We start from the raw sequence: 26271 nt of genomic DNA, 5'->3' as shown, positions 1-26271 counted from the left end.
CGGGTGTCACGTGCCTCTGGGGGTGGCTTCATGACTTTCCGGCATCGGACCGGGAGCGCCGACGCGGTGGACATCCCGCCGGCGCTCGGCAAGGCGATGGCGGACTACCGGGCTCTGCTCGACGAGCTGGAGAAGGGCACCATCGACGAGCCCACGTTCCGGCACCGCGCGCTGCGCGTGGGCCTGGTGCTGCGCGAGCGGGACGCCTGGATCCTCGACCTGTCGACCGAGCGGTGGTGGCGCTACGACGGTGTCGCGCTGTCCAGTCTCCGCTTCGGCGACGCCGAGGGGTGAGGCCATGTCCGCCCCGACCGACCCGGTGCTCCTCCAGGAGCGCCTGAGCAGCGTCGTCCGCGACGTCGAGTCCACCGAGACCGCTCGCGTGCGCGCACCGCTGTCCGCGCACCCGCTGCCGGTCGCGACGCTGCACGAGCGCCTGCAGCACGCCACGACCTGGCTGGGCCGGGTGTGGGAGGCCCACGCGCGCGGCGGTCCGGCGGTGCGGCGCTGGCTGACCGACGACCCGCTCGGCTCACCGGTGCCGCCGTCCGACCAGCGGCTGCCGCTGCGCAAGCAGTTCCGCGTCGCGCTGGCCACGGCGTTCCTCGGCGCGTCGGTGGCGGCGGGGTGCTACGTGCTCACCGCGCCGCTGGCCGACCCGTTCCTCGGGCTGATCCCGCCGGACATCTTCAGCCGGCTGCCCCCGTTCTCGGAGCGCCCGGCCGAGGGCGAGCAGGGCGAGGCGATCACGCCGCAAGTGGGGACCGCCCCGGGCGCCCCCGTGGTGGCGCACCTCCCCGCCTCTCCGGCGCCCGAACCTCCCCCGCCCGCCGCGGGCACCCCCGGCTCGAGCGAGGCGGTGCCCCGGTCGGGTGGTCCGGCGACCGGGGAGACCGGCGGTGGCACCTCGCCGCAGCCGCCCGCGGAGTCCCCGCCACCTCCGACCGCGCCACCGGGTACCGGCACCACGGAGCCGACGGCGCCGCCGACGAGCGCGGACCCACCGACCACGGACCCGCCGACGACCACGACGACGGTGCCGCCCACCGAGCCACCGACCACGACGAACCCGCCCACCACGACGAACCCGCCCACCACGACGAACCCGCCCACCACGACGAACCCGCCCACGACGACCAACCCACCGACGACGACCACGAACCCGACCACGACCACGACGACCGTGCCGACCACGACCGGGGAGCCGACCCGGACGACGGCGCCGACGACGACCGGGGAGCCGACCGGGACGGCACCGCCGACCACGACCGGGACGGTCCCCACCGCGACGGACCTGCCGACCGGGACGGTCCCCACCGCGACGGACCTGCCGACCGGGACGTCGTAGCCGCCCCGGGGGCGTCGGCCCGGCGCGGACCGCGCCCAGCGGCGGGTAGGACGTCGGAGCCCCGTGCGCCCGGAGCGCAGCGGCGTCCCCTGGGCGGCGCCGGTGCCGGCGCTCGCGCGGGCCGGGTTGCCCGACCGGTCCCGGCTCCCCCGTGGGCTCCGTGGGTGAGGGTCCGACCGGGCCCGAACGGCCCGTGGAGGCAGACCGTGCAGCACGTGCTGATCATGCGGGCCACCGACGAGCCGTACGAGGCGTTCCAGAACATCGACCTCGACGAACTGGTCGCCGGCGGCGCGCTGGCGCGGTCGCACCTGCTGCCGGACGGCTCAGGCCAGGTTGTCCGCGCAGGTGGTGAGCAGGGCCGCCAGCTTCCGGACGTCGTCGGGGTCGATGCCGGACGTCATGCGGTCGTCGACGTCGAGCACGACGCCGTTCGCCTCCTCCAGCACGGCCCGGCCGCGGTCGGTGAGGCTGACGGGCCGCGCCCGGCCCGTCGCGGGCCGGTCCGCGACGGTGACCAGCCCGGCCGCCTGGAGGCCGTGGAGCACGTCCCGCAGGGACTGGCGGGTGACGAAGGTGCGGCGGGCGAGCTCGGCCGCCGGGGCTCCCGGGGCGTCGGCGAGCGCACGCAGCACCGCGTACTGGGACATGGACAGGCCGAGCGGGCGGAGGCGTTCCTCGCACGCCCGGTGGAACGACTGCTGCACCTGCTTGACCAGGTAACCGACCCGATGCCGGACGTCCTCTTGACTCATGACAGGAACCTTACACATACTGGCTCATGTAAGGAACCTGACAAAGGAGCTCGCGATGACCACCATCTCGACCGACGCCCCGATCGCCACGCTGATCAACGTCTTCACCGTCCAGCCCGACCGGCAGCGCGAACTCACCGACCTGCTGACGCGCGCCACCGAGGAGGTCATGCAGCACCTGCCGGGCTTCATCTCGGCCAACATCCACGCCAGCACCGACGGCGGCAAGGTGGTCAACTACGCCCAGTGGCGCTCCGCGGACGACTTCCACGCGATGCTCGAGAACCCCGAGGCGCAGAAGCACGTGCGGCAGGCGGCCGAGGTCGCGGAGCGCTACGAACCGCACCTGTACACAGTGGAGTCCACGCACCAGCGGTGAGCTCCACACCGGTTGTCGGGCACGGACACCACAACGGCGCCCGGAACCCGTGACACCGACCGGGTTCCGGGCCGCCGCTCATCACAACCTTCCCGCTCCGATGGCGTCCGACGTGGACTCGAGGCCGACCCCGTGCGCTGGTGCGGGCGCCGCCCCACCCACCGTCGCCCGACCGAACGCGGTCGACCACGGGGACGCCCTCGCCGCCGATGAGCGGGACCGACGCACTTCCCCCAGAACACCGTACGTCGTACAGTGTACGCTGTACGGTGTTTCTTCTCCTGGAGGTGCGTCATCGACGGGGAACCGGAGCTGCCCGCGGTCCTCGCCCGGATGTGGGGTCGGGAACCCGCACCCCGCCGCGGACCACGACGCGGCCTGAGCCTCGCGCAGATCACCGCGGCCGCCATCGAGATCGCCGACGCCGAGGGCCTGGGCGGCGTGCGGATGAGCAGTGTCGCCGCCCGGATCGGCGTGTCGCCGATGACGCTGTACGGCTACGTCGGCAGCAAGGACGACCTGCTGACCGCGATGGCCGACGCCGCCGTGCCGGAACCGCCCGAGCCCGGTGGCGCGCCGTGGCGCGAGTACCTCACCACCTGGACCCGCGCCCAGCGCGACGCCCTCCTCACCCACCCCTGGCTGCTCAGCGCCGCGCCGACCGTCCCGCCGGCCGGACCGCGCGCGCTGCGCTGGCTCGACCGGGCGCTCGCCGCGCTGGACGGCACCGGTCTCGACGCCGGGGAGGGCGTCAACATCGCCACTGCCCTGTCCGGCTACGCCCGGAGCAGCGCCACCCTCGCCCTCGGCCTGGACGGCGCCGTCGGCGGTGCCGGGCCCCGCGGCTACGCCGACGTCCTCGCCCGCGTCCTCGACGAGCACGGCCACCCGGCGCTGCACGCCGCCGTGCACGCGGGCGCGTTCGGCCGCGCCGAGCAGTGGGCCGAGGACGCCGACTTCGCCTTCGGGCTGGACCTCCTGCTGGACGGCGTGCACGCGCTCATCACCCGACGAGCCGGAGGAACCCCGTGACGATCGAGGTCGCACGAGCCGCGGACCTGGGCGAGAGCTACCGGCGGCCGATCACCGAGGTCTTCGTCGACGGCTTCGGCCCCGACTTCTCCTTCTTCAGCAAGGACCCGCGCACCCTCACCGACGCCCTCGCGCACGCGCTGGTCCTCGACGTGTTCCACGTGGCGCTGGTCGACGGGGAACCCGGGGCCATCGCCGCCTGCACCGACGGGCGACAGCGGTCGCTGCGCTGCGACCCGGCGGAACTGCGCAGGCACCTGGGCCCGGTCAAGGGGACCGTGGCGGGCGCGGTCTTCCGACGCACGTTCACCGAGGCCCTGCCCCACCCGGTGGAGGGCACCGCGTCCCTCGAGTTCGTCGCTTCCGCGACGCGGTTCCGCGGCCAGGGCGTCGCGAAGGCGCTCCTGCAGCACCTCCTCGCCCTGCCGCAGTACCGCGAGTACCTGCTGGTCGAGGTCGCCGACACCAACGAACCCGCTCTGCGGCTGTACGAGAAGCTCGGCTTCCGCGAGTACGCGCGCACGAAGGTCCGCCACACCCGGTGGACCGGCATCCACCACTACGTCTCGCTCCGCCTCGTGCAGAGCTGAACCGGTCAGACCAACAGCGGCAGCAACGCGTGTCGGCGGCGGACCACCGCGCCGTAGCGAGAGTCCAGGCGCAGCCAGGAATCCGTGGCGCTCACCCGGACCACTTCGGACTCCGGCGGGTCGGTGACCAGGAAACCCATGCCGGACAGCACGAACAGGCAGCGCAGCGGCACCTTCACCTCGAAGCCCGCCCCGGAGACCGTGAAGACCTCCTGGTCCAGCAGCGACGCCGGCGGCGTGCCCTTCGGGCCGACGTTCTCCTTGGCCACGTCGATGCCGCGCTCGGCGACCTCCCCCACGACCTTCGCCGGGAGGTCGTCCACACGCCGCCACCCCGAGGACGGCGGCAGCTCCGAGCGCCACATCAGGTCGCGCGGCGGCCCCGGGTCCATCGCCGGGCCACCCGCGACGGTCAACGTCGCCAGCAGCTCGTTTCCGGACACCGTCAGGTCCGCCGGGTCGACCTCGCCCTCCACGGACCGGGTGCACAGCGCGTCGAACGGCGTGGCCGCCCACACGTCCAGCCGGCCCGTGCCCTCGCGGTTGCGCAACCGCACCAGCGCCTGCCCGTCCAGGCGCACCGCACGGGCCACGAACGCCCCCAGGTCCTCGCGTTCGACCGCGTCGGGCATCCGCAGCTCAGGCACGGGAGGACTCCGCCGCCGGGTCCAGCTGCCACTCCGCGAGGAAGTCCCGCTCCTCGGCGGTCAGGCGCCGCGGCCGCCCGGCACGCAGGTCGTACGGCACCATCAGGGTCTCCGCGGTGGCCACCGCTTCCTGCGCGAACGCGGTGTAGTCGACGACGAACGACGCCGCCTTCAGGTCGCGCACCGACATCTGCACCTGCAGCGACTTCGCCTTGTAGACCAGCGGGCTGTGGTAGTCGACCACGACCCGCGCCACCACCATGCCCTCGGCCATGCCGAGCAGGCCCCGCCGCTCGGCCTCGGTGAACAGCAGCTCGGCGCGCGCCTCCTCCAGCAGCGTGATCGTCCGGGCGTGGTTGACGTGCCCGAACGCGTCCATGTCGGACCAGCGCAGGGCCACCTCTGCTACGAACGCGCCCACGGGCGCCAGCTCCCTTCCTGCTGCCCGGGTGGCCCGCGGTCGCCCGCGGGCCACCCGGCACACTTCACCGGACCATGCTGCGCAGCTGACGCGCGGCCACCGAGAGCGTGGCCAGGTCGAGCCGCCCGGAGCTCTTGATCTGCTCCAGCGCCGACGCGGCCCGCGCCAAGCGCGACTCGTTCGCCGACGCCCAGTGGGCGATCTTCTGCTCCGAGTCCTCACCCGGGTCGCTGGTCCGCAGGACGTCGATGGTGATCGCGCGCAGCGATGCGTAGAAATCATCTCGCAGCGCCAACCGGGCCAGCGCGTGCCACCGGTTCCCGCGCTCCAGCTCGTTGACCGCCAGCAGCATCCGCTCCACGTCGAGGTGCTCGGCGAGCGTGTAGTACAGGTCCGCGCTCTCCCGCGGGCTCCGCTCGGCGTTCACCCCGGCGTCGCGCTCGGCCAGTTCGGCGATCTCGCGGATGTCCAGCAGCGCGAAGGAGTCCAGCAGGGTGCCGACCCGCTCGGCCAGCTCCAGCGGGACCCCGGCCGCCGTCCACCGCTCGATCATCCGGGTGGCGCCCTCGGCCGCCCGGCCGCGCAGCAGCCCGCGCACCGAACCGGACAGCTCCTCGACCACCGGCCGGAAACGCGCGATCTCGGCCCCGATGGCCAGCGGCTGCGGCCGGTTGTTCAGCATCCACCGCGCCGCCCGGTCCAGCAGCCGGCGGCTCTCCAGCACCAGCTCGTCGGCCACCGAGCTCGGCACCGAACCGCCCAGGTCGTCGATCTGCTGCCACAGCGAGTGCAGGTCGTAGACGGTGGTGACCACCGCGAAGGCGCGCACCGCGTCGGTGCTCGAGGCGCTGATCTCCTCGGCCAGCCGGTAGGCGAAGGAGATGCCGCCGCCGTCCACCATCTCGTTGACCAGCAGCGTCGTGATGATCTCGCGGCGCAGCGGGTGCGCGGCGATCGCGTCGCCGTAGCGCTCCCGCAGCGGCTTCGGGAAGTACTCCGGCAGCCGGCTGCTGAACGCCTCGGTGTCCGGCAGCCCGCTGGCCAGCACGTCCCGCTTCAGCGACAGCTTGACGTGCGCCATGAGCGTGGCCAGCTCGGGCGAGCTGAGGCCCTCGCCGTTCTTCTCCCGCTCGCGGAACTCCTTGGCGGTGGGCAGCGCCTCCAGCTCGCGGTCCAGCCCGGTGTTCTTCTCCAGCGCGCTCACCTGGCGGGCGTGCACCGACACCATCGCCGCGGCGTGCGCCCGCGAGATGCCCAGCACCGCGTTCTGCCGGTGGTTGTCGGCCAGCACCAGCTCGCCGACCTCGTCGGTCATCTCCGCCAGCAGCTGGTTGCGCTGCTCGCCGGTCAGCTTGCCGTCGGCGACCAGGCTGTCCAGCAGGATCTTGATGTTGACCTCGTGGTCGGAGCAGTCCACGCCCGCGGAGTTGTCCAGCGCGTCGGTGTTGACCTTGCCGCCCGCGCGGGCGAACTCGATGCGGCCCAGCTGGGTCAGACCGAGGTTGCCGCCCTCGCCGACGACCTTGGCGCGCAGGTCCGCGCCGTTGACGCGCACCGCGTCGTTGGCCTTGTCGCCGACGTCGGCGTGCGTCTCGGTGGAGGCCTTGACGTAGGTGCCGATGCCGCCGTTCCAGAGCAGGTCCAACGGCGCCTGCAGGATGGCCTTGATCAGCTCGGCCGGGGACAGTTGCGCCACCGACTCGTCGATGCCCAGCGCGCGCCGGATCTCCGGGTTCAGCGGGATCGACTTCAGCGACCGGGACCACACGCCGCCACCGGCGCTGATCTTGGTGCGGTCGTAGTCGTCCCACGTCGAGCGGGGCCGCTCGAACAGCCGCTTGCGCTCCGCGTACGACACCGCCGGGTCCGGGTCGGGGTCGATGAACACGTGCATGTGGTTGAACGCGGCGACGAGCTTGATGTGCTCGGACAGCAGCATGCCGTTGCCGAACACGTCACCGCCCATGTCCCCGATGCCGATGACCGTGAAGTCCTGGCTCTGGGTGTCGACGTCCAGTTCGCGGAAGTGCCGCCGCACGCTCTCCCAGGCGCCCTTGGCGGTGATGCCCATCGCCTTGTGGTCGTAGCCGACCGAGCCGCCGGAGGCGAACGCGTCGCCGAGCCAGAATCCGTAGGACTTGGCGACGTCGTTGGCGATGTCGGAGAACGACGCGGTGCCCTTGTCCGCGGCCACCACCAGGTAGGTGTCGTCGCCGTCGTGGCGCACCACGTCCGGCGGCGGCGCGACCTGCCCGCCGACCAGGTTGTCGGTGAGGTCCAGCAGGCCGGAGATGAACATCCGGTAGCAGGCGATGCCCTCGTTCAGGCTCGCCTCGCGGTCCGCGGCCGGGTCACCGGTCGGCGTCGGCGGCCGCTTGACCACGAAACCGCCCTTGGCGCCCAGCGGCACGATCACCGCGTTCTTCACCGCCTGCGCCTTGACCAGGCCCAGGATCTCGGTGCGGAAGTCCTCCCGGCGGTCCGACCAGCGCAGACCACCGCGCGCGACCGAGCCGAACCGCAGGTGCACGCCCTCCATGCGCGGGGAGTACACGAAGATCTCGAACTGCGGCCGCGGTTCGGGAAGCCCCGGGATCTCCTTGGGCTCCAGCTTCAGCGCCAGGTACGGGCGCGGGCCCTGCTCGCCGGAGACGTAGAAGTTCGTGCGCAGCGTGGCCTGGATCAAGCTGAGGTAGCTGCGCAGGATGCGGTCGGCGTCCAGGCTGGTGACGTCGTCGATCAGCTTGCCGATCTCGGCGACCAGGTCCGCCTCCCGGCCCGCGCGCTCCTCTGCGGGCAGCGCCGGGTCGAACCGGGTCTCGAACAGCCTGGCCAGCGCCACCGTGGTGGTGGTGTGCGCGAGGATGGCGTCCTCGATGTAGTCCTGGCTGTAGGCGATGCCGACCTGGCGCAGGTACTTGGCGTAGGCGCGCAGCACGGCGGCCTGCCGCCAGGTGAGCCCGGCGCGCAGCACGAGCGCGTTGAACCGGTCGACCTCGGCGTCGCCCTGCCACGCGGCGCGGAAGGCGTCCTCGAACCGCTCCCGCAGCGTGTCCAGGCGCTCCGGGCCGCCGGTGTCGAGCAGCCCGGGTTCCAGCCGCAGGCCGAAGTCGTAGATCCAGTAGCGGGTGTCGTCGTCGGTGAGGATCTCGTACGGCCGCTCGTCGACGACCTCGACGCCCATGCTCTGCAGCACCGGCAGGACCCGCGAGAGGATGACCCGCCCGCCGCTGACGTAGATCTTGAAGCGCCGCTCACCGGGCGCGGCGTCGCGCGGCGTGTAGAACAGCATCCGCAGGTCGCGGGCCCCGGACAGGGACTCCAGGCGGCGCAGGTCGAGCAGGCCCTCGTCGGCGGAGAAGTCCTCCTTGTACGCCTCCGGGAAGTAGCCCGCGTAGCGCTGCGCGATCTGGCTGATCTCCTCCGAGCCGCTGCGCACCCGGTACCCGTTCCGGCGCGAGTCGCACAGCTCGGCGTCGACCACCTCGGTCAACCGGTCGTCCCAGGTGTGGATGGCCCCGGCGAGCCGCCGCTGGATGCGGGCGACGTCCGGTTCCACCACCTCGTCCGGTTCGGTGTGCACCACGAAGTGCACCCGCGCCAGCGTCGACTCGCCCACCCGCGTGCTGTACTCCAGGCCGGTGCCGCCGAGCTCGTCGATCAGCACCTCCTGCATGGCCAGCCGGGAACTCGTGGTGTAGCGGTCGCGCGGCAGGTACACCAGGCAGGAGAAGTACCGGCCGTACGGGTCGCGGCGCAGGAACAGCCGGAGCTTGCGGCGCTCGGCCAGGGCGAGCACGCCGGTGATGGTGTCCTGCAGCGTCTCCGGGTCGGTGGAGAACAGCTCGGTGCGCGGGTAGTTCTGGATCTCCTCCAGCATCCGCTGCCCGGAGTAGGACTCCAGCGGGAACCCGGCGCGGTGGATGACGTCCCGGACCCGGCGCTCGATGAACGGGATGTCCAGCACGTCCTCGTGCAGCGCGGTGGTGGTGAGCAGCCCGAGGAAGCGGTGCTCGCCGGTGACCCGGCCCGCCTCGTCGAAGGTCTTGACCCCGACGTAGTAGGGGTGCACCGGGCGGTGCACCGTGGACGGTGCGCTGGACTGGGTGAGCACCAGCAGGTCAGGGGACAGCGCGGTGGCGCGGGCGTCCGGCCCGGCGCTCAGCGACCGGGCGGCGACGCTGTCGCTGCGCAGCACGCCCAGGCCGGAGGCGAGCACGGCCTGCAATCCTGGCTCGTCGCCGTCGACGAGCTCGTAGTGCCGGTAGCCGAGGAAGGTGAAGTGGCCGTTGGCCAGCCACCGCAGCAGCTCCGCCCCGTCGTGGACGTCCTCGCTGGGCAGCGGCGGCGGGGTCTTCTCCAGCTCGTCGGCCAGCGCCCGGGCGGTGGCGTGCATCCGCTCGCTGTCCTCGACGACCTCCCGGACGTCGTTGAGCACGTTGTTCAGCCCCTGCCGCAGGGCGCCCAGCCGGTCCTCGTCGACCACCTGGTCGACCTCGATGAACATCCAGCTCTCGGCCATCGCGTCCGCGGGCGGCGCGGCCGGGTCGGCGGCGGGCAGCACCTCCAGCAGCTCACCGGCGACGTCGCGGCGGACCACGAGGATCGGGTGGATGATGCGCTGCACCTGGGCGTCGTCGCGGCCCAGCTCGGCGACCACCGAGTCGACCAGGTACGGCATGTCGTCGGTGACGATCTGCACCACGGTGGCCGCGCTCTCCCAGCCGTCGGCGGCGCGGTTCGGGTTGAAGATGTGCACCACGGGGCGTCCGGCGACCCGGTGCGACGCGAGGTCGTGGTGCGAGCGGAGCGCGCCCACCAGGTCGCCCGGCTCGTCGTCGACGAGCTCGTCGGCGGGCACGTGGCGGTAGTAGGTGCGAAGCAGTTGGGCCAGCTCGGGCGCGGACTCCGCCGCCCGGTCGAGCAGGCGGCTCTTGGTCACTTCGGGGTTCGACGCGGGCTCATCCGCTTCGTCCTCGGTTTCGGTCCGCGGCTGACTTCCGGTGTTCAACTGTCCGGGGTTCGAGGTCATCTTCAGGCAGCTCCACGCTTGACGGCACCTCGTTGTGCCAACACGAGTTCCACCTTAAGCCTGCCAGCACACCTCACTGCCACAGGGAGGTGACCGTCCAGTCGTGAGCTTGGGAACAAACAAGTAACACAATCGCCACAGCCGTCACAGCTGCGGATTCGCCGGTCCCGAGCCCATGGCCGGGCGGCGGTGCCGCGCCGCACCGGAGATGTCCGATGTGGACGGTGAGGTGGTGCGGGAAGAACGGGAAAACCCGGTCGGGCCGGACGCCCGCGCCTCGCTGTGCCGCCCGGCTGGCGCCTCCGCGTTCTGGCCGCGCCGACCGGTCTCGTAGGCCATCAGCGCCTCGGTGAGCAGATCGGCGAGGCCGATCTTGTCCGCCGCGACGGCCGGTTGGTCGTCCTGCTGGGACTCCCGGGGCTCGGGTGGCGCCGGGGACTCCGGCGGCGGTTCCTCGACGGCCCCCTGGGGCGGTTCCTCGACGGCCTCCTGCCGCGGCGCCCAGCCGTTGAGGTGGCGGGCCAGCACCTCGGCCGCCGGGGTGGGCGCGGTCCCGTCGGCCTCCTCGGCGCGGCGCGCGCGGCGCCTGCCGGACGGGGACTGCTCGCCGAGCCGCAAGCTGGCGCGGATCTCGTCCAGCGACCGGCCGCGCGACCGGCGGCCGGTCGGCTCCTCCTCCGGTTCGGCCGGCTCCGCCGCCTGGTCATCGCTCGGCCAGACGTCCACCGGCGGGTCCTCGGGCGGTTCCGACAGCGACAGGACCGGCAGGACCGCGGTCACGTCGGCGTCCGGACCGGATGGTTGCCGCGGCGCCGCCTGCGGCTCGGGCGCCGTCGACGGGGGTTCCGGTTCGCGCGGTTCGGGCATCGCCTGCTGGCGCGCCTGGGCGGCCCGCCCGGTGAGGGTCTCCATCAGCCGCCGCGCGGCGTCGCGCACGTCGCCGGTCCCGGCCAGGAGTTCCTCGGCCTCGGCGACCGCCGGTTCGGCGACGACCGGGTGCTCCACGCTCGGCGCCGGCTCGGCGGGCAGCTCCGGTTCCGGCTCCGCCGCGGGCGGGGACGCGCTCCGCGCCGGTTCCGCGGGTTGCTCGACGAGCGGCGGCGGGGTGGCGGTGACGCGGGTCTCCACCCCGGGGAACGCTTCGAGCAGTCGCAGCCGCGCCGCCTGCACCTCGGTCCGCCACCGGCGGTCCGCCGCGTAGGCGGTGCGCAACGCGCGCAACGCCGCGGAGAACTCCTCGCTGCGTTCCAGGAACTGGGACAGCGAGTTCGCCGTCTCGGCCAGCAGGCAGTCGAGCCGGTGCCGCTCGGAGACCGCGACGGTGTCGTTGAGCAGCCGCAACGCCGTCGCGTACGCCCCTTCCGGGGCGTGCACGCGGGTCGCCATGGCCAGGCTCAGCCAGCCGACCGGCCCGGCCGCGGCGGCGCGGACCGGCTGGGCGAGCAGCGCCGCGGACTCCTGCACGGCCTCGTCGCGGCGTCCCAGCTCCAACAGCGCGAGGCCGCGCTCCAACGCCAGCGACGCCCGGACCTCGCCGCTGTCGGCGGCCGGATCGCCCAGCTCACCGAGCAACGCGATCCCCGCGCCGGCCGCGTCGACGGCGGCGGCGAAATCGCCCCGCCGCCGGTGGTGCCCGGCCCGCGCGGCGCAGACCCGGGCGCGCAGCAGCCGCGCGAGGTCACGTCCGAGGTCGCTGCCCGCGTACAGGCGCTCGGCCTCGTCGATCGCATCGGTGCGCTCCTGCCCGCGGGTGCAGGCGGGCAGCGACGCGGCGAGCGCGAGCAGCGCGTGCGCGCGCAGCTCGGGGTCGACCCGCTGGAGCCGCAGCACCGGGTCGAGCACCCGCAGCGCGACGTCGTTGCTGCCCGAGCCGCGCGCGCACCACGCGAGTTCGACCCGCAGCTCGGCCAGCACGTCGGCCTCCCCGGCGGACTCGGCGTCGCGCAGCGCGGCGAGTGCGCGGCCGGTGGCCGCCACGCCCCGGCCGAGCCGGTTCGCCGCGAACAGCGCGAGCGCCTCGGCCCGCAACCGGGTGGACCGGTCACCGCTGCCCCTGGCGAGCGCGACGGCGCGATCGCTGAGCACCAGCGCGACTTCGGGAACCCGCCAGCGCATCTGCCTGGCGGGTTCGAGAAGTCCGTGCGCCGAGCCGGTGCGGTGAGAACCCTGCACGCTCGCCAAGGCGCCTCCGTTCAGCCCCGGGTGAGTTTCCGGTGCGTGACGCGGTGCGGACGGGCCGCCTCCGGCCCCAGCCTCTCGATCTTGTTCTGCTCGTAGCCCTCGAAGTTGCCCTCGAACCAGAACCACTTGGCCGGATTCTCCTCGTCACCCTCCCAGGCGAGGATATGGGTGGCGACGCGGTCGAGGAACCAGCGGTCGTGGGAGATCACCACGGCGCAGCCGGGGAACTGCTCCAGCGCGTTCTCCAGCGAGCTCAGCGTCTCGACGTCGAGGTCGTTGGTCGGCTCGTCCAGCAGGATGAGGTTGCCGCCCTCCTTGAGGGTCAGCGCCAGGTTAAGCCGGTTGCGCTCACCGCCGGAGAGCACCCCGGCCGGCTTCTGCTGGTCCGGACCCTTGAACCCGAAGGCGCTGACGTAGGCGCGGGAGGGCATCTCCACCTGGCCGACCTGGATGTGGTCCAGACCGTCGGAGACGACCTGCCAGACCGTCTTGTCCGGGTCGATGTTCGCCCGGTTCTGGTCCACATAGGACAGCTGGACGGTGTCGCCGACCTTCACGGTGCCGGCGTCCGGCTCCTCCAGGCCGACGATGGTCTTGAACAGCGTGGTCTTGCCGACGCCGTTCGGACCGATCACGCCGACGATGCCGTTGCGGGGCAGGGTGAACGACAGGTCGTCGATGAGCAGGTTGTCGCCGAAGCCCTTCTTGAGGTGCTCGACCTCGACGACCACGTTGCCCAGCCGCGGCCCCGGCGGGATCTGGATCTCCTCGAAGTCGAGCTTGCGGGTGCGCTCGGCCTCGGCGGCCATCTCCTCGTAGCGCTGCAGACGCGACCGGGACTTGGTCTGCCGCGCCTTGGCGTTGGAGCGGACCCACTCCAGCTCGTCCTTGAGGCGCTTCTGCAGTTTGGCGTCCCGCTTGCCCTGCACCTCCAGGCGCTCGGCCTTCTTCTGCAGGTAGGTCGAGTAGTTGCCCTCGTACGGGTAGGTCCGGCCGCGGTCCAGCTCCAGGATCCAGCCCGCGACGTTGTCCAGGAAGTACCGGTCGTGGGTGACGGCCAGCACCGCGCCCGGGTAGTTCGCCAGGTACTGCTCCAGCCACAGCACGCTCTCGGCGTCGAGGTGGTTGGTGGGCTCGTCGAGCAGCAGCAGGTCGGGCTTGCTCAGCAGCAGCTTGCACAGCGCCACGCGGCGGCGCTCACCACCGGAGAGGTGCTTGACCTCGGCGTCCGGCGGCGGGCAGCGCAGCGCGTCCATCGCCTGCTCCAGCTGGGAGTCCAGCTCCCAGGCGTCGGCGTGGTCCAGGTCCTCCTGGAGCCGCCCCATCTCCTCCATCAGCTCGTCGGAGTAGTCGGTGGCCAGCTGCTCGGCGATCTCGTTGAAGCGGTTGAGCTTCTGCTTGATCTCGCCGACGCCTTCCTCGACGTTGCCGAGGACCGTCTTCTCCTCGTTGAGCGGGGGCTCCTGCTGCATGATGCCCACGGTGTAACCGGGCGTCAGGAACGCCTCACCGTTGTTCGGCTGGTCGAGTCCCGCCATGATGCGCAGCACGGTCGACTTGCCGGCGCCGTTCGGCCCGACGACACCGATCTTGGCGCCCGGATAGAACTGGATGGTCGCGTTGTCCAGGATGACCTTGTCCCCGTGCGTCTTGCGCACGTTCTTCATGGTGTAGATGAACTCGGCCATGCCCTGAATCGTAGTTGCGCCCGGTGTCGACCCGTGCAGCGGTCGGCCGAATCCGCGCCGGGCCTCACCGACCGCGGTCGTCCTCGGCCAGTTGCCGCAGCATCTCGTTGTACGCGGCCAGCTCGGCGCCACCGTCGGCGTCGGCCTTGCGGTCGATGCGCCGCGCCTGCCGGGAGTCCGCGCGGGACCACTGGACCAGCAGCGCCAGCATGACCACGACGAGCGGGATCTCCCCGGACGCCCACGCCAGACCGCCGCCGAGCCGCTGGTCGCCGAGCAGATCGGTCAGCCACGGCAGGTCCAGGCTGCGGTAGAAGTCCGAGCCGATGACGGTCGCCGACATCATCAGCGCGATGCCGAAGAACGCGTGGAACGGCATGGACGCGAACACCATGCCGACCTTGCCGATCGGCGGCAGCCGCCGCGGCGCCGGGTCGATGCCGATCACCGGCCAGTAGAAGACGTAGCCGACCAGCAGGAAGTGCGCGTTCATCGCCAGGTGCGCCCAGTGCTGGGTCAGCGCGACGTCGAACAGCCCGGAGAAGTACAGCAGGTAGAAGGAGCCGACGAACAGCGCCAGCGCGACCACGGGATGCGTCAGCACGCGCGAGACCGGCGAGTTCACCAGCGCCAGCAACCATTCCCGCGGCCCCGCCGGCTGCCCCTTCGAGGCGGGCTTGAACACCCGCAGCGCCAGCGAGGTCGGCCCGCCGAGCACCAGGAACACCGGCGCCAGCATGGACAGCAGCATGTGCTGGCCCATGTGCACGCTGAACACCGCCGGGGCGTACCGGCCCACGCCCGAGGAGGTCGCGACCAGGATCGTCAGGCAGCCGAGCAGCCAGCTCACCGTCCGCCCGACCGGCCAGCGGTCGCCGCGCACCCGCAGCCGCCGAACGCCCCACGCGTACAGCGCGGCCAGCACGATCGCGAGGGTGCCGTAGACCAGGTCGAACCGGACGTCGAACAGCAGTCGCGCCGCGGTCGGCGGCCCGTCCAGCGGGTAGCCGATCAGCAGCTCGGTGCGTCCCGGCACGGGGCCGAGCTCGGCTGGCGGCGGGGTCCGCCCGAGCGCCACGGCGACGCCGATCGTGGCGAACATGACCAGCGCCTCGACCGCGCCGAGACGCAGCAGTTCCGCCCGGCCGGCACCGCCCTCAAGGCGGTCCACGGCGCGGCGCCGCTGGAGGAAGCCGAACACGCCGAGCACCACCAGTCCGGCGATCTTGAGCGCGACCAGCGCGCCGTAGGTCGTGCCGAACAGCTGCCCCGGCGCCATCCGCACGAGCGCGTTGGTGACCCCGGACAGCGCCATCGCGATCCAGCACACCAGCGCGACGGCGGAGAACCTGCGGGTGACCAGCGCCAACCACGAGCCACCGCGGGCCGCGTGGGCGAGCAGCGCGATCAGGCCGCCGACCCACAGCGCCGCGCCGAACAGGTGGTACAGCAGGCTGTTGGTGGCGATGTCGTGCGCGCCGCCGGCCGCCGAGTGGCCGGTCGCGATCACCGGGAACAGCCCGGCCAGCCCCAGGCCGAACAGCACCACGGCCCAGCCCCACGACAGCACCACGCGGCACGCGAGCGCGAGCACGAAGGCGACCAGCGCGGTCAACGCCCACGCCTTGGGTTCCTCCAGCGCGTCGATCAGCCCGAACAGCACGTCCGTGCTGAGCACGTCGTGCACCGGCTTGCCGGTCGCGTCGGCGGCGGTGAACGGCACGACGAGCGCGGCGCCCACGCACCACACCGCGGCGGCCCAGCCCGCCGCGCGCACCGCGGCGTAGCCGTCGGCGGCCAGCGCCCCGGACCGCTTCGCCGGGATGCCGAAGGCCGCCAGCAGCAGCGACCCGATGCACACCACGGCGCCCGATTCGGCGATCACCCGCACCACCGGCAGGCCGTAGTGCGTCACGGGCCCCGGGTCGGGCAGACCGTAGACGGCGTAGGAACCGCTGGCGGACAGCGCGGTCAACGCGGCGGCGATCAACGCGGCCAGCACACCCGCGGTGACGACCAGGACGCCCACGGTGGTGGAGGTGGTACGCCGGTCCCGCGCCGGTTCGCGGACGGTCTCGGAGGGCACGCACCGAGCGTAACCGGCGGTGCGCCGCCACCACCGGGAGGAGGGTGATCGGCGCGCGTGGTTCGCCGCACTCGTCCCGGCTACGGTGATCGCTGTGAACACCCTCCGTCGTCGACCGTTCGTCGTGCTGTCCGCGTTCCTGCTGGCGGCGCTGACCGGGTGCGCGGCGCCGGTCGCCGGCCGACCGGTCCCGGCGGCGGGGTTCCAGGACGAGCCGCAGCCGCGGTCGACGCCGACCCCGTCCGCGGACATCCCGGTGCCCCGCCGGGTCGACGGCATCGACCCGTGCGGTCTGCTGGCCCCGGAGGACCTGGCGCCGCTGGGCGGCGCGGCGGGCGGTCCGCTGCCGCACGACCCGACCCCGGACACCTGCACGCACCCGCTCGCCTCGGCTCCCGCCAACGCGGCGGGCGCGGGCTTCGGCGGTCCGTACCGCACGGCCGCCGCCCGGCAGCCCCGGGGCCTGCCGGTCTCCGTCGACGGCCACTCGACCTGGCTGTACTGCGAACTCGTCGACACCCACCAGACCTGCACGGCCACCACGGCGATCCGCGACGACCGCACCCTGCTCACCCTGCTGTCCGCGCAGGGCAGTTCCGCCGCGGACACCACCGACGCGCTGTACCGGCTCACCGAAGCCGCCCTGCACCGCCTCCCGCCGGGCTGAGCGTTACCTGTCGATCCGCTTGCCGTTCGGTACCGGGTCGACAACTTCCTGCGGCGTCGGTCCAACACCCGTCGACACGGACCGCTACCCTGCTTCCTGCAGCTGGAGCGGAACAGCGAAAGCCCCCATAGCTCAGCTGGACAGAGCAAAGGACTTCTAATCCTTAGGTCGCAGGTTCGAGTCCTGCTGGGGGCGCGAAACCGCTGGTGAACGGCGTGGCGGTTGATCCGGAAAGATCGACCGCCACTTCGCCGCCCGTCGGGGAAAAACGATTCATCCACACCTCGCGGACGACCTTTCAGCGGATCCGCGATGGCCTCGAACGCGCGGACCGCGTGCCGCGATCCTTTCCGCAACGCCGATCCCGCGGCGTGGAATTGCGGCACCGCGTTTTCCGCCGCGTTGCTCCGAGCGGATCACGGTGCGCCGCCGCTGGCCCCGACAACGGCTCGGGCGCCGCTCGAAGCCGGGAATTCCGGTTGCCCGGCGGCGAGTCGGGAACGTAGCTTCGGGCCGACCGCGGCGCGGAGATCGGCGTTTCGCGGTGGGTTCTGGGGGCCAACACCGCTTCCCCTTCCGGACGCGCGGATGCATTCGGCCGGACCGGCGCGATCTGTTCCGCCGTCCGGGGATTCGTCGTCCGCGCGGGGAGGAGTTCGCGAGTTGTCGGCCGGGAGAACCGGAACGCCGTCGCGGAGTGTGGCGGGGCGCGGCACCGTCGCGTTGATGTCGGTGGCCACCGGTGTGGTCATCGCCAACGTCTACTACGCCCAGCCGTTGGAGGAGGCGCTCGCCCATGGGATGGGCGTGCCCGCGGGCCGGATCGGCGTGGTGCTGGCGCTGTTCCAGATCGGCTTCGCGCTCGGCCTGGCTACGCTGGTGCCGCTGGGGGACCTGGTGGAGCGGCGTCGGCTGCTCGCGGTCCTGGTCACCGCGTGCGTGGCCGGTCTGATCGGGTTGAGCGCGGCACCGTCGCTGCCGGTGCTCGCGGTGTCCGCGGTCGTGGTCGGGATGTCGTCGGTGATCGCGCAGGTCCTCATCCCGTTCGCCGCGCACCTGGCGGCCCCGCACGAGCAGGGCAGGGTGGTCAGCACGGTGATGAGCGGCCTGCTGATCGGCGTGCTGGTGTCCCGCACCGCGGCCGGGCTGATCGCCGAGGTCGCCGGGTGGCGCGCGGTGTTCGCGCTCGGCGCCGCGGCGACCGCGCTGACGGGTGTGCTGCTCCACGTGGCGCTGCCCAGGATCGAGCCGACCACCGCGCTGCCGTACCCCGAGCTGCTCGCCTCGGTGCTGACGCTGGTGCGCGAGGAGCCGGTGCTGCGGATGCGGATGGCGCTGGGCGCGGCCGGGTTCGCCGCGTTCAGCGCGTTCTGGTCCAGCGCCGGATTCCTGCTCGCCCGCCCGCCGTACTCGTGGAGCAACGCCGCGATCGGCGGGTTCGCGCTGATCGGCGTGGTCGGAGCGGTGGTGGCCCGGGTCGCGGGCCGGTTGGCCGACGGGGGCCGCGCGCGGGCGACGACCGGAGCCGCGTTCGCGGTCGTCGCGCTGTCGTTCGCGGTGCTCCAGCCGGGCGCGACGAGCGTCGTCGCGCTGGCCGTCGGGGTCGCCACCATGGACCTCGGCGTGCAGGCCGCGCACATCACCAACCAGAGCGTGATCTACCGGTTGCGGCCGGGCGCGAACAGCAGGATCACCACCGCGTACATGACCGCCTACATGTTGGCCGGCGCGGTCGGCAGCGGGCTGTCGTCGACGCTGGTCTTCCCCCGCTGGGGCTGGACCGGGGTGTGCGCGCTGGGCGGGGCTTTCGGCGTGGCCGGGCTGCTGCTGTGGTGCGTCGACTCCTCGCGCCGACGCCGGTGACCCGGTGGCGCGACGGGCGCCCGCCGCGCCACCGGCCACGTCACTCCCGCAGTTCGGGCGGGGCCGAGGCGAGCGCCTTCTCGATCGCCTGGACCAGTTCCCGGGCGGAGGCGGCGGTCAGCTCCACCGCCACGCGCGCGGACGGGCCCTTCTCCGGGTTGAGGAAGTCGATGTTGAGGGTGTGCTCGGCCGGGGCGTGGACCGGGTGGTCGAAGTAGACCGTCGCCCGGTCCACCGAGAACCAGCCGTCCGCACCCTTGCCGCTACCGGTGACCTCGATCTTCTCGGTCGCGTACGTGCACATGTCGGTTCTCCTCGCTCGGTGTTCAGGACGCCAGGTGCTCGCCGAAGAACCGGCGGATGCGCGCCCAGCCGTCCAGCGCGGCCTCCGGGCGGTAGCTCGGCCGGTCGACGGCGAAGAACGCGTGCCCGGCGTCGGAGTACATCTTCGACTCGAAGTCCTTGCCGTGGTCGCGCAGGATGCCCTCCAGCTCGGCGACCTGCTCCGGCGACGGGTAGGAGTCCTCCTCGCCGAACAGGCCGAGCAGTGGGCAGCGCAGCCGGGGCAGCTGGTCGGTCAGCGGCGAGACCTGGAGCGGGAAGCCCACCGGCGGGGTGCCGACGACGAACGCGCCGTAGCAGTCGACCGCGGCGTCGATGTCGAGGTTGCACCCGGCCAGGACCGCCTGGCGGCCACCGGAGCAGTAGCCGATCACGCCGACCTTGCCGTTGGCGGAGGTCAACGAGCGCAGGTAGCGGGCCGCACCGGCGACGTCGCCGACCAGCCGCTCGTCCGGGACTCCGCCCTGCGCGCGGGCGGCGGCGGCCGCGTCGTCCGGGTCGGCGCCCGGGGCCTCGCGGGAGTAGAGGTTCGGGCAGATCGCGTTGTAGCCGAGGGTGGCGAACGTGCGGGTGATCTCCTTGGTCGCCGCGTCGTAACCGGGCATGTGGTGGATGACCACCACACCGCCGAACGGTCCCGGTCCCATCGGCCGGGCCGTGTACGCCTCGATCTCGTCGCCGCCGTGCCCGGTGATGTGCACGGTTTCGGCCAGCATCGCGTCGTGGGGAATTGCGGGCATCAGGACATCCCTCGTCGAAGTCGGTCCATCTCACGCGCCCAGCAGATTAGGCACGCTAACAACCTACCGCGTCGGCCCCCGCCGCTCCCGCCACTGCCCGGGAACCTCGCGGGCGTTGGCGCGCAACAACTCGGCGAGCGCGTCGGCCAGCTCCGGCCACACCTCGCGGAGCCGGGTGCGGCGTTCCGGCCCACCGGCCTCGATCGCCTCGATCACTCGGGTCGTGCTGATCGGCGCGTACGGCGTCACGGGTTCCTCCGGGCTCGCCAGGGACGGCTTGCCCCGGGATTGTCCCCTCGCACCCGGGTGCACCGCGTTCGGAATCATCCGGCCGCATCGGGCGAATCGCCCGGCAGAACGCGAAACGGGGTCGCGAGCGGCGCGCTCGCGACCCCTTCAGCGATGCCCCAGCACCTGACCCCGAGCCTGTCCCCGGCGGACGGCACGGCGAGCGGCGTTCTTTGAACCTGCTCCCGGAACAGGCGTGGCAAGCGGCGGTAGCCGCTTTCTCTTTCGGTGAGCGGTCTCGCCACTTGCACCGCCGCAGGTTCTCAGCGGTCGGCTCGCGAGGACAGCCCCGACGCCGTGTATCGGACATACATCAGGAGGGGCTTCCGCAGTCGATGTGACTGTGGCGCGTCAGCGCCTCCGTGGGGGGTGGTGGTCGGGTGACGGGCGGGACGCTGAGTGCCTGTCTTTGAACTTGGTTCCGACGGGTCGTGGTAAGCGGCGTGAGCCGCTTTCTCTTTCGGTGAGTGGTCTCGCCACTGGCACCGCCGCGGGTTCTCAGCGGTCGGCTCGCGAGGACAGCCCCGACGCTGTGTATTTGGGCATACATGAGTCGGGGCTCCCGGAGTCGAGACGGCCGCTGAGGTTCCGCTACCGGCACCGCCACGCACAACGAGTTCGAAGACAGGCTCTGAGGTTCCGCCACCGGCACCGCCACCCAAAACGAGTCCGAAGAAAACGAGTTCGAAGACGGGCTCTCAGCGTTGCGACCAGGTACCACCGCGTTGCAGGAAAGCCCATTCCCGCTCCCAGCCGCGGAGGGCGAGCAGGCGGGCGAGGTGCTGGGTCCCTCCGATGAGTCCGAAGCAGGCGAGTTCGGCGATCAGCAGGACGAGCAGCGCGGCGAAGATCGCCGAGGCGGTGACGGAGCTCTGGGTGGGCGGCGGGGGCACGCGGTCCCCGTGCTGGTCGGCCCAGATCGTGAGCGTGTCGCCGCGGGAGCTGCCCGCCGGGACCTGCATCGTCTCGGTGCGGGGACCGCTGCCGGTCTGCCACTGGACGGAGGCGGTCGAGGTGAGGCTGTCCTGGTTGTAGCCCTCCGAGGCCGGGGTGCTCAGCGAGGGCGGGGTGAGCAGCACGGCGGTGACGGGGTGGGACGTGGCGGCCGCGACCGCGGCGCGCTCGGCGAGCCGTTCGTGCAGCGTCTTGCCGAAGACCGCGGCAGCGGGGACCGCGGCCAGCGCCACGAGCAGCAACAGCACCGAGATCGCGGCGGCGACCCTGTCGATCGGCCTGCGCAGCGGGTTCCGTGCCAGGCCCAACGCGTGGACCAACCATCCGGCGTGCGCTTTCAGCGCCGCGATCATGCGTGACCTCCTGCTCGCCCGGGGGTGCCCGTCGTCGAAAACCGGTGCCGCGGCTCGCAGGGAAAGCCCTGTGCGAGGCCGGATGCTGCGTGCGCGCGTGCACCTAACCTCCGTGTTAAGTATCCTCCGCTGCCATTCCATCGTTATCGCAACGTGACTAGCCATACACCATCGGTGTAAAACATCGGCGCAAGTCGTACGGCACGTAATCGCAGCAGGTCAGCAGGCATTTCAAGCCCCGGAGAAGATCCGGATGCAACCCGGTGGTGTGAGCGGACGAACACCCGCCGTGTCCACAGTGGACAACCGTTGGAGCGCTCCGTTGCGCCGGAAGGGTGAACTCAGCGGTCGTCCCGGCGGCCGAACAGCCACCGGGCCGCGCCGCGCACACGCTCCGTTTTCGGCTTCTCGCGGGGCAGTTCCCGCAACCAGTCGTGCCACGCCTCGCGGCGGTCCGCGTCGACCCGGCGCAGCACCCGGCTGACCCGCCGGTGGTCGGGCTGGGGGTGGCCGCGCGCCCAGCGCTCCAGCGCCTTGTCGAAGGTCGCCCGCACCGCGTCCGGACAGCCGTCGGACCACGCGGCGGCGAAGGCCAGCGCGACCGCGCGGTCGCGCCACTGCTCGGGTTGCTCCTCGTCGTCCCACAACTCGGGCAGTACCCGCGCGAGCATCTGTTGCAACGTCTCGCCGCCGTCGACCACCACGGCGGCCGCGACCCCGGGGTCGGCCTCCAGCAGGGCGGACAGCACCTGCGGCGCCCGCGCGTCGAGCACCTGCTCGGAGATCCCGGCGAGCTCGGACGCCACCGCGGACTCGGGAGCGCGCCGGAACCCGCTCAGCCACGACCGCAGATCGCCGTCCTCCTTCCACAGCCCGCGGGCGCTCTCGTGCTTGCCGAGGTGGTGCACCAGCTTGCGCAGCACGTCGAGGTACTGACCGGACACAGTGGACTGCGGAAGCGCTTCGATGGCCTTCTGCGCCAGGGATTCCGAGACGTCGGTCGAGGGGATCGCGGCGAAGAAGTCGGCGATCTCGGCCATCTCCGGCCGGGCCCGGTCGAACAGCGCGTCCCACGCGGCGTCACCGCAGCCCGCCCGTTCCGCGGCGCGCAGCCGGTCCCGGAAGGCGGCGATCGCCGCGCGTCGCGGCTCTCCCCCGGCCTGCACCGCCGCGCTCGCCACGAGCGCGTCGACCAGCTCGAACGGATCGGCGAGCAACGGGACGAGCAGCGGCCACCAGTGCCGCCGGACCGCCTCGCGGACGTGCGGTCCCGCCGGACCTTCGAGCCGACGGGCCAGCTCGTCGCGCAACGCCGCGAGCAACCGGTCGCGACCCGGCCAGGACTCCGGTTCCGCCGGTGCGTCCGGGTGCTCGACCCACCAGGACGCGAAGCGCCGCTCGGCGTCGGCGTCCGGTCGCGGCTCGACGCCGAACCGGGCGGCGGTGCGCAGCAGCGCGTCCATCCGCTCCGCCGGCACCTCGCCGACCGCGGCCTCGACCACCGCCACGGCCTCCTCGGCCTCGTCCGGCGTCCAGGTCGGCTCCGGCAGCGGCCCGCGCACCTCGTGCCGGTCGCCCCGGACGATCGCCTCGGTCTCGGCGCGCAGCAGCGCCAGCCGGACCCGCCCGCCGGCGGACGCCTCGGCGAGCCTGGACAGCGCCGGGACACCGGGGGTGGCGGCCAGCACGGCGTCCAGCACCGCCTCCCGTTCCTCCACAGTGGACGAAGGAGGTCGGGTGGCGATCCAGTCCGCCAGCGGCAGCGCGGAGTCCTCGGTCACCTCCTCGTCCAGCAGCAGCGATCCCGCGGCCAACCGGTCCCCTTCGCCGGGCAGCTGGCCGCCGGCGAACCGGTGCGCCAGCTCGATCGCCTCGACCACGGCCGACGGCTCCGCGGCCAGGAACCGCGGGACCCAGTGCAGCGCGGACGCGCGCGGCTCGACCTCGGTGCGCCGGCCGGTGGCCAGGTTGAACACCGCGAAACCGCTCGCCTGCTCCGGGTCGGCCAGCTGCCCGGCCCGGTCCGGGTGCAGCGCGAGCACCTCGTGACGGCTGTACTCCGGGCTGTTCGCGAAGACGCGGAAACCCACCCGCAACGCGCGGTCCTGCGGCAGCAGCAGGGTCGCGGCGGCGATCCAGCGCACCACCTCGTCGGCGTCCGCGCCGACGAACACCACCCGCGGCGCGTCCGGCTCGGTCACCCGCTCCACCGCCGAATGCACCGCGACCAGCCAGGATTCACCGTCCGGCCGGTCGCGGACCCAGTCCCGCAGCGCCTCGGCGCGCAGCGGCCCGGTTTCGGGTTCGGCGGGCACCGCCGCGCACTCCGTGCCGTCCGCGGGCCGTTCGGACCACCACGACGCGCCCCACAGCTGCGCGGGGCGGACCGCCCCGTAGTGCCGCGGGTCGGTCGTGACCAGCGCGTGGGTGAACTGGTCCCCGTCCCCGCCGTCGAGGTGGACGCCCCGGGCGGTGACGTAGCAGCTGTCGTGCACGTGCACCAGCGACGGCGGGTGGTCGGCGGTCGGCGTCGCGTCCGTCGGCGGCTCGTAGAGCGCGGTGCGCTGGACCACGGCCATCATCTCCGGCGTGGTGCCCGGTGAGACGGCCTGGAACTGCGGCCCCGCTCGCCCGAGAAGCCCCTGCCCCTCGCGGCAGTCGGTGTAGAACAGCGACCGGAAGCTCACGTCCCACTCCGTTCGATCCCGCCGGGCGGCTGAGGCGGCGGCCGGGCCGCCAGTTGATCTCCAGCCTAACGCCGCCGCGACAGCGCCCCGCGGGATTTCGCGCATTCGGACGCAAGCCGCCGAGCCCTGCTCGCTCTCGGTGCCTGCCTTGGAACCTTCCGGGAGCAGGTTCGAGGACGGACTCTCAGCGCGACGCTTCCTCCCGGATCAGCCGGGGCACGATGCGCGCTCCCCCGGCGAAGTTCTGCTCCACCTGGGCGATCTCCTGCGCGTTCGGCTTGGGGTTCTTGCACGACGGCCCGGCGCTGGCGCCCGACATCAGCTCCGCGCAGTCCCCGGTGCGGTGGTCCGGGAGCCCGAGGATGTGGCCGAGTTCGTGGGCGGCGATGCGGGTGACGTCGTGGCCCTCGTTCACGGCCTCGCGCCCCATCCACACGGTGCCCTTCCCGAGGTCGTCCGGCTGGGTGCGCGGCCAGCCGTCGTCGGCGAGCACCACGACGTCGGCCGAACCGCCGTTGGCCGGTTCGAACCGGACGTTCTTGACGCTGTCGTTCCAGATCTGCGCGCCCTGGTCCACCGCCTGCCGGAACTCCGCCGACCGACCGGCGTCGTAGGTGACGACGTGCACGTCCTGCGGCGCCGCCGAGGCGATTCCGGGAACGCCTATCAGCACCGCCAGCGCGGTCAGGATGCCGAGCACGAATCGCATGTTCTTCCTCCCGCTGTCGAGAATCGTCGTGATTCCGGAATTACCGGCCGGCAGCGAGAGGAGAAAGGGAATGGCGTACTCCGGCCATCCCAGTATTCACCGGAAAAGGAAAAGGGCCGGGCCATCGGCCCGGCCCTTTTTCCGGCGGAATCAGCCCAGCACGGGCAGCCCGACCGCGGCGTCGACCGCCACGGCCACGAACACCAGCGCCAGGTACGAGTTGGACAGGTGGAACAGCTTCATCGGGTTGTAGGCGCGGCCCCGGCGCACCGCCGAGTGCAGCCGCTGCGCGACGACCAGGAACACCGCCCCGGCCAGCACCGCGAACGCGAAGTAGATCCAGCTGGTCGCGGGCACCAGCAACAGCGTGCTGGCCACGGTCGCCCAGCTGTACACCAGGATGCGCGCCGAGACCTGCCGCGCGGTGGCGACGACCGGCAGCATCGGCACCCCGGCGCGGGCGTAGTCGTCCCGGTACTTCATGGCCAGCGACCAGAAGTGCGGCGGCGTCCACAGGAACACCACGGCGAACATCACCAGCGCGGGCCACTCGACCTTGCCGGTGACCGCGGCCCAGCCGACCACCACCGGCATGCACCCGGCGGCCCCGCCCCAGACGATGTTCTGCGAGGTGCGGCGCTTGAGCACCAGCGTGTAGACGAAGACGTAGAACAGGATCGCCGCGGTCGCCAGCACCGCGGCCAGCAGGTTCGCGCCGAACCAGAGCACCAGGAACGAGGCCGCGCCCAGCAGCACGCCGAAGACGAGGGCGTGCCTGCGCGGCACCTCGTAGTTGACCAGCGGCCGCTTCCTGGTCCGCTTCATCACCGCGTCGATGTCGGAGTCGGCGACGCAGTTGAGCGTGTTGGCGCTGCCCGCGGACATCGCCCCGCCCACCAGGGTCACGACGACCAGCCACGGCGACGGGATGCCGCGCTGGGCGAGGAACATCGCCGGAATCGTGGTGACCAGCAGCAGCTCGATGACGCGCGGCTTGGTCAGCGCCAGGTATGCGGCCAGCACACCGCGCTTGCGGCCGCCGGTGCGCTGCGGCGCGCCCTCGTGCGCGTCGTGCAGCGCGGACTCGGGGGTTGCTGTCATGAGGCCCGCGATTCCTCCGATGCCTGCTCGACGATCGGCCTGCCCTCCTGCCGCAGCCGGTACCACCGGGTCACCTTCCGCTCGGCGAAGAACGCACCGGTCGGGATGGTCCCGGCCAACAGCACCAGCAGCATCCTGCCGAGCGGCACGCGCAGCGCCATGGTGAGCTTCAGGGCCACCAGCAGGTAGACCATGTACAGCCAGCCGTGCGCGATGCCGATCCGGGTCGTCCACGTGTTGCCGGCCAGCTGTTCGGCGGACCCGGCGGGCGTGCCGTACTTGAAGACCATCGCCAGGCACAGCAGGATCAACAGCACCGCGGTGACGTACGCCATGATCCGGTAGAAGTTGAGCACACCAGGCTTCACGACAAATCCCTCAATCCCGCCTCGTGCCTAGAACACCGGT

Annotated in this window: 22 protein-coding genes and 1 tRNA gene; 8 read left to right on the top strand and 15 right to left on the bottom strand. The window is 72.5% G+C overall.

The features are described from left to right. Nucleotides 1-30: 30 nt before the first annotated feature. Nucleotides 31-294, top strand: a complete 264-nt coding sequence (locus NV263_RS05310; RefSeq protein ID WP_179723977.1) for a hypothetical protein — start codon at nucleotides 31-33, stop codon at nucleotides 292-294. Nucleotides 295-298: 4 nt separating this feature from the next. Further along, the gene (locus NV263_RS05305) at nucleotides 299-1348 is read left to right on the top strand and encodes a hypothetical protein (RefSeq protein WP_263251431.1); all 1050 of its coding nucleotides are present in this window, start codon (nucleotides 299-301) and stop codon (nucleotides 1346-1348) included. A gap of 326 nt (nucleotides 1349-1674) precedes the next feature. Here the strand turns inward: NV263_RS05305 and NV263_RS05300 are convergent, their stop codons facing one another. Beyond that, a complete protein-coding gene (locus NV263_RS05300; protein ID WP_179723979.1) occupies nucleotides 1675-2103 on the bottom strand; it encodes a MarR family winged helix-turn-helix transcriptional regulator in 429 nt (142 codons plus the stop codon). 55 nt (nucleotides 2104-2158) lie between these two features. Here NV263_RS05300 and NV263_RS05295 point away from each other — a divergent pair, with 55 nt between their 5' ends. The 3 genes from NV263_RS05295 (at nucleotide 2159) to NV263_RS05285 (ending at nucleotide 4104) form a co-directional block, all read left to right on the top strand. Then, nucleotides 2159-2482, top strand: coding sequence for an antibiotic biosynthesis monooxygenase family protein (locus tag NV263_RS05295; protein WP_179723980.1), 324 nt, complete (start codon nucleotides 2159-2161; stop codon nucleotides 2480-2482). Between the two features lie 255 nt (nucleotides 2483-2737). After that, on the top strand, nucleotides 2738-3514 hold the full coding sequence (locus tag NV263_RS05290) for a TetR/AcrR family transcriptional regulator (RefSeq protein WP_263251430.1): 777 nt from the start codon (nucleotides 2738-2740) through the stop codon (nucleotides 3512-3514). Then, entirely contained in the window at nucleotides 3511-4104 is a 594-nt protein-coding gene (locus tag NV263_RS05285; protein WP_263251429.1) for a GNAT family N-acetyltransferase, read from the top strand. The genes NV263_RS05290 and NV263_RS05285 overlap by 4 nt, the downstream gene beginning before the upstream one ends. Before the next feature lie 5 nt (nucleotides 4105-4109). Here the strand turns inward: NV263_RS05285 and NV263_RS05280 are convergent, their stop codons facing one another. The 6 genes from NV263_RS05280 to NV263_RS05255 all read right to left on the bottom strand — a co-directional run bounded on the left by NV263_RS05280 (nucleotide 4110) and on the right by NV263_RS05255 (nucleotide 16159). Further along, a complete protein-coding gene (locus tag NV263_RS05280) occupies nucleotides 4110-4751 on the bottom strand; it encodes a hypothetical protein (RefSeq protein WP_179723981.1) in 642 nt (213 codons plus the stop codon). Further along, a complete protein-coding gene (locus NV263_RS05275; RefSeq protein WP_179723982.1) occupies nucleotides 4744-5172 on the bottom strand; it encodes an acyl-CoA thioesterase in 429 nt (142 codons plus the stop codon). The genes NV263_RS05280 and NV263_RS05275 overlap by 8 nt, the downstream gene beginning before the upstream one ends. Before the next feature lie 64 nt (nucleotides 5173-5236). After that, on the bottom strand, nucleotides 5237-10204 hold the full coding sequence (locus NV263_RS05270) for an NAD-glutamate dehydrogenase (protein ID WP_263251428.1): 4968 nt from the start codon (nucleotides 10202-10204) through the stop codon (nucleotides 5237-5239). Between the two features lie 144 nt (nucleotides 10205-10348). Further along, entirely contained in the window at nucleotides 10349-12385 is a 2037-nt protein-coding gene (locus tag NV263_RS05265) for a hypothetical protein (RefSeq protein WP_263251427.1), read from the bottom strand. Between the two features lie 11 nt (nucleotides 12386-12396). Then, on the bottom strand, nucleotides 12397-14073 hold the full coding sequence (gene ettA, locus NV263_RS05260; protein WP_263251426.1) for an energy-dependent translational throttle protein EttA: 1677 nt from the start codon (nucleotides 14071-14073) through the stop codon (nucleotides 12397-12399). Between the two features lie 64 nt (nucleotides 14074-14137). Further along, nucleotides 14138-16159 carry a bifunctional copper resistance protein CopD/cytochrome c oxidase assembly protein gene (locus tag NV263_RS05255; RefSeq protein WP_263251425.1) on the bottom strand — a complete coding sequence of 674 codons (2022 nt, stop codon included), beginning with the start codon at nucleotides 16157-16159 and terminating at the stop codon, nucleotides 14138-14140. A gap of 94 nt (nucleotides 16160-16253) precedes the next feature. Here NV263_RS05255 and NV263_RS05250 point away from each other — a divergent pair, with 94 nt between their 5' ends. The 3 genes from NV263_RS05250 (at nucleotide 16254) to NV263_RS05240 (ending at nucleotide 18689) form a co-directional block, all read left to right on the top strand. Then, a complete protein-coding gene (locus NV263_RS05250) occupies nucleotides 16254-16826 on the top strand; it encodes a DUF3558 domain-containing protein (protein ID WP_263251424.1) in 573 nt (190 codons plus the stop codon). A gap of 121 nt (nucleotides 16827-16947) precedes the next feature. After that, nucleotides 16948-17021: transfer RNA gene (locus tag NV263_RS05245), tRNA-Arg, on the top strand. Nucleotides 17022-17552: 531 nt separating this feature from the next. Next, entirely contained in the window at nucleotides 17553-18689 is a 1137-nt protein-coding gene (locus NV263_RS05240; RefSeq protein WP_263251423.1) for an MFS transporter, read from the top strand. 40 nt (nucleotides 18690-18729) lie between these two features. Here the strand turns inward: NV263_RS05240 and NV263_RS05235 are convergent, their stop codons facing one another. The 8 genes from NV263_RS05235 to NV263_RS05200 form a co-directional block, all read right to left on the bottom strand. After that, nucleotides 18730-18993 (bottom strand): DUF6295 family protein, encoded by a 264-nt coding sequence (locus NV263_RS05235; RefSeq protein ID WP_263251422.1) that lies wholly within the window; start codon nucleotides 18991-18993, stop codon nucleotides 18730-18732. Nucleotides 18994-19015: 22 nt separating this feature from the next. After that, entirely contained in the window at nucleotides 19016-19771 is a 756-nt protein-coding gene (locus NV263_RS05230; RefSeq protein WP_263251421.1) for a dienelactone hydrolase family protein, read from the bottom strand. Nucleotides 19772-19834: 63 nt separating this feature from the next. Further along, on the bottom strand, nucleotides 19835-20020 hold the full coding sequence (locus tag NV263_RS05225) for a hypothetical protein (protein WP_263251420.1): 186 nt from the start codon (nucleotides 20018-20020) through the stop codon (nucleotides 19835-19837). Between the two features lie 737 nt (nucleotides 20021-20757). Continuing rightward, a complete protein-coding gene (locus NV263_RS05220; RefSeq protein WP_263251419.1) occupies nucleotides 20758-21366 on the bottom strand; it encodes an Rv1733c family protein in 609 nt (202 codons plus the stop codon). Between the two features lie 341 nt (nucleotides 21367-21707). Next, a complete protein-coding gene (locus tag NV263_RS05215; RefSeq protein ID WP_263251418.1) occupies nucleotides 21708-24053 on the bottom strand; it encodes a GTPase-associated protein 1-related protein in 2346 nt (781 codons plus the stop codon). A 184-nt stretch (nucleotides 24054-24237) separates the two neighbouring features. Beyond that, on the bottom strand, nucleotides 24238-24762 hold the full coding sequence (locus NV263_RS05210; RefSeq protein WP_263251417.1) for a snapalysin family zinc-dependent metalloprotease: 525 nt from the start codon (nucleotides 24760-24762) through the stop codon (nucleotides 24238-24240). 150 nt (nucleotides 24763-24912) lie between these two features. After that, on the bottom strand, nucleotides 24913-25863 hold the full coding sequence (locus tag NV263_RS05205; protein WP_263251416.1) for a heme o synthase: 951 nt from the start codon (nucleotides 25861-25863) through the stop codon (nucleotides 24913-24915). After that, on the bottom strand, nucleotides 25860-26231 hold the full coding sequence (locus tag NV263_RS05200) for a DUF3817 domain-containing protein (protein WP_263251415.1): 372 nt from the start codon (nucleotides 26229-26231) through the stop codon (nucleotides 25860-25862). Before NV263_RS05200 ends, NV263_RS05205 begins: the two co-directional genes overlap by 4 nt. Nucleotides 26232-26271 lie beyond the last annotated feature (40 nt).

The sequence above is a fragment of the Saccharopolyspora rosea genome (assembly GCF_025643595.1).
GTDB lineage: Bacteria > Actinomycetota > Actinomycetes > Mycobacteriales > Pseudonocardiaceae > Saccharopolyspora > Saccharopolyspora rosea.
This window is presented reverse-complemented; position numbering and strand designations above follow the sequence as displayed.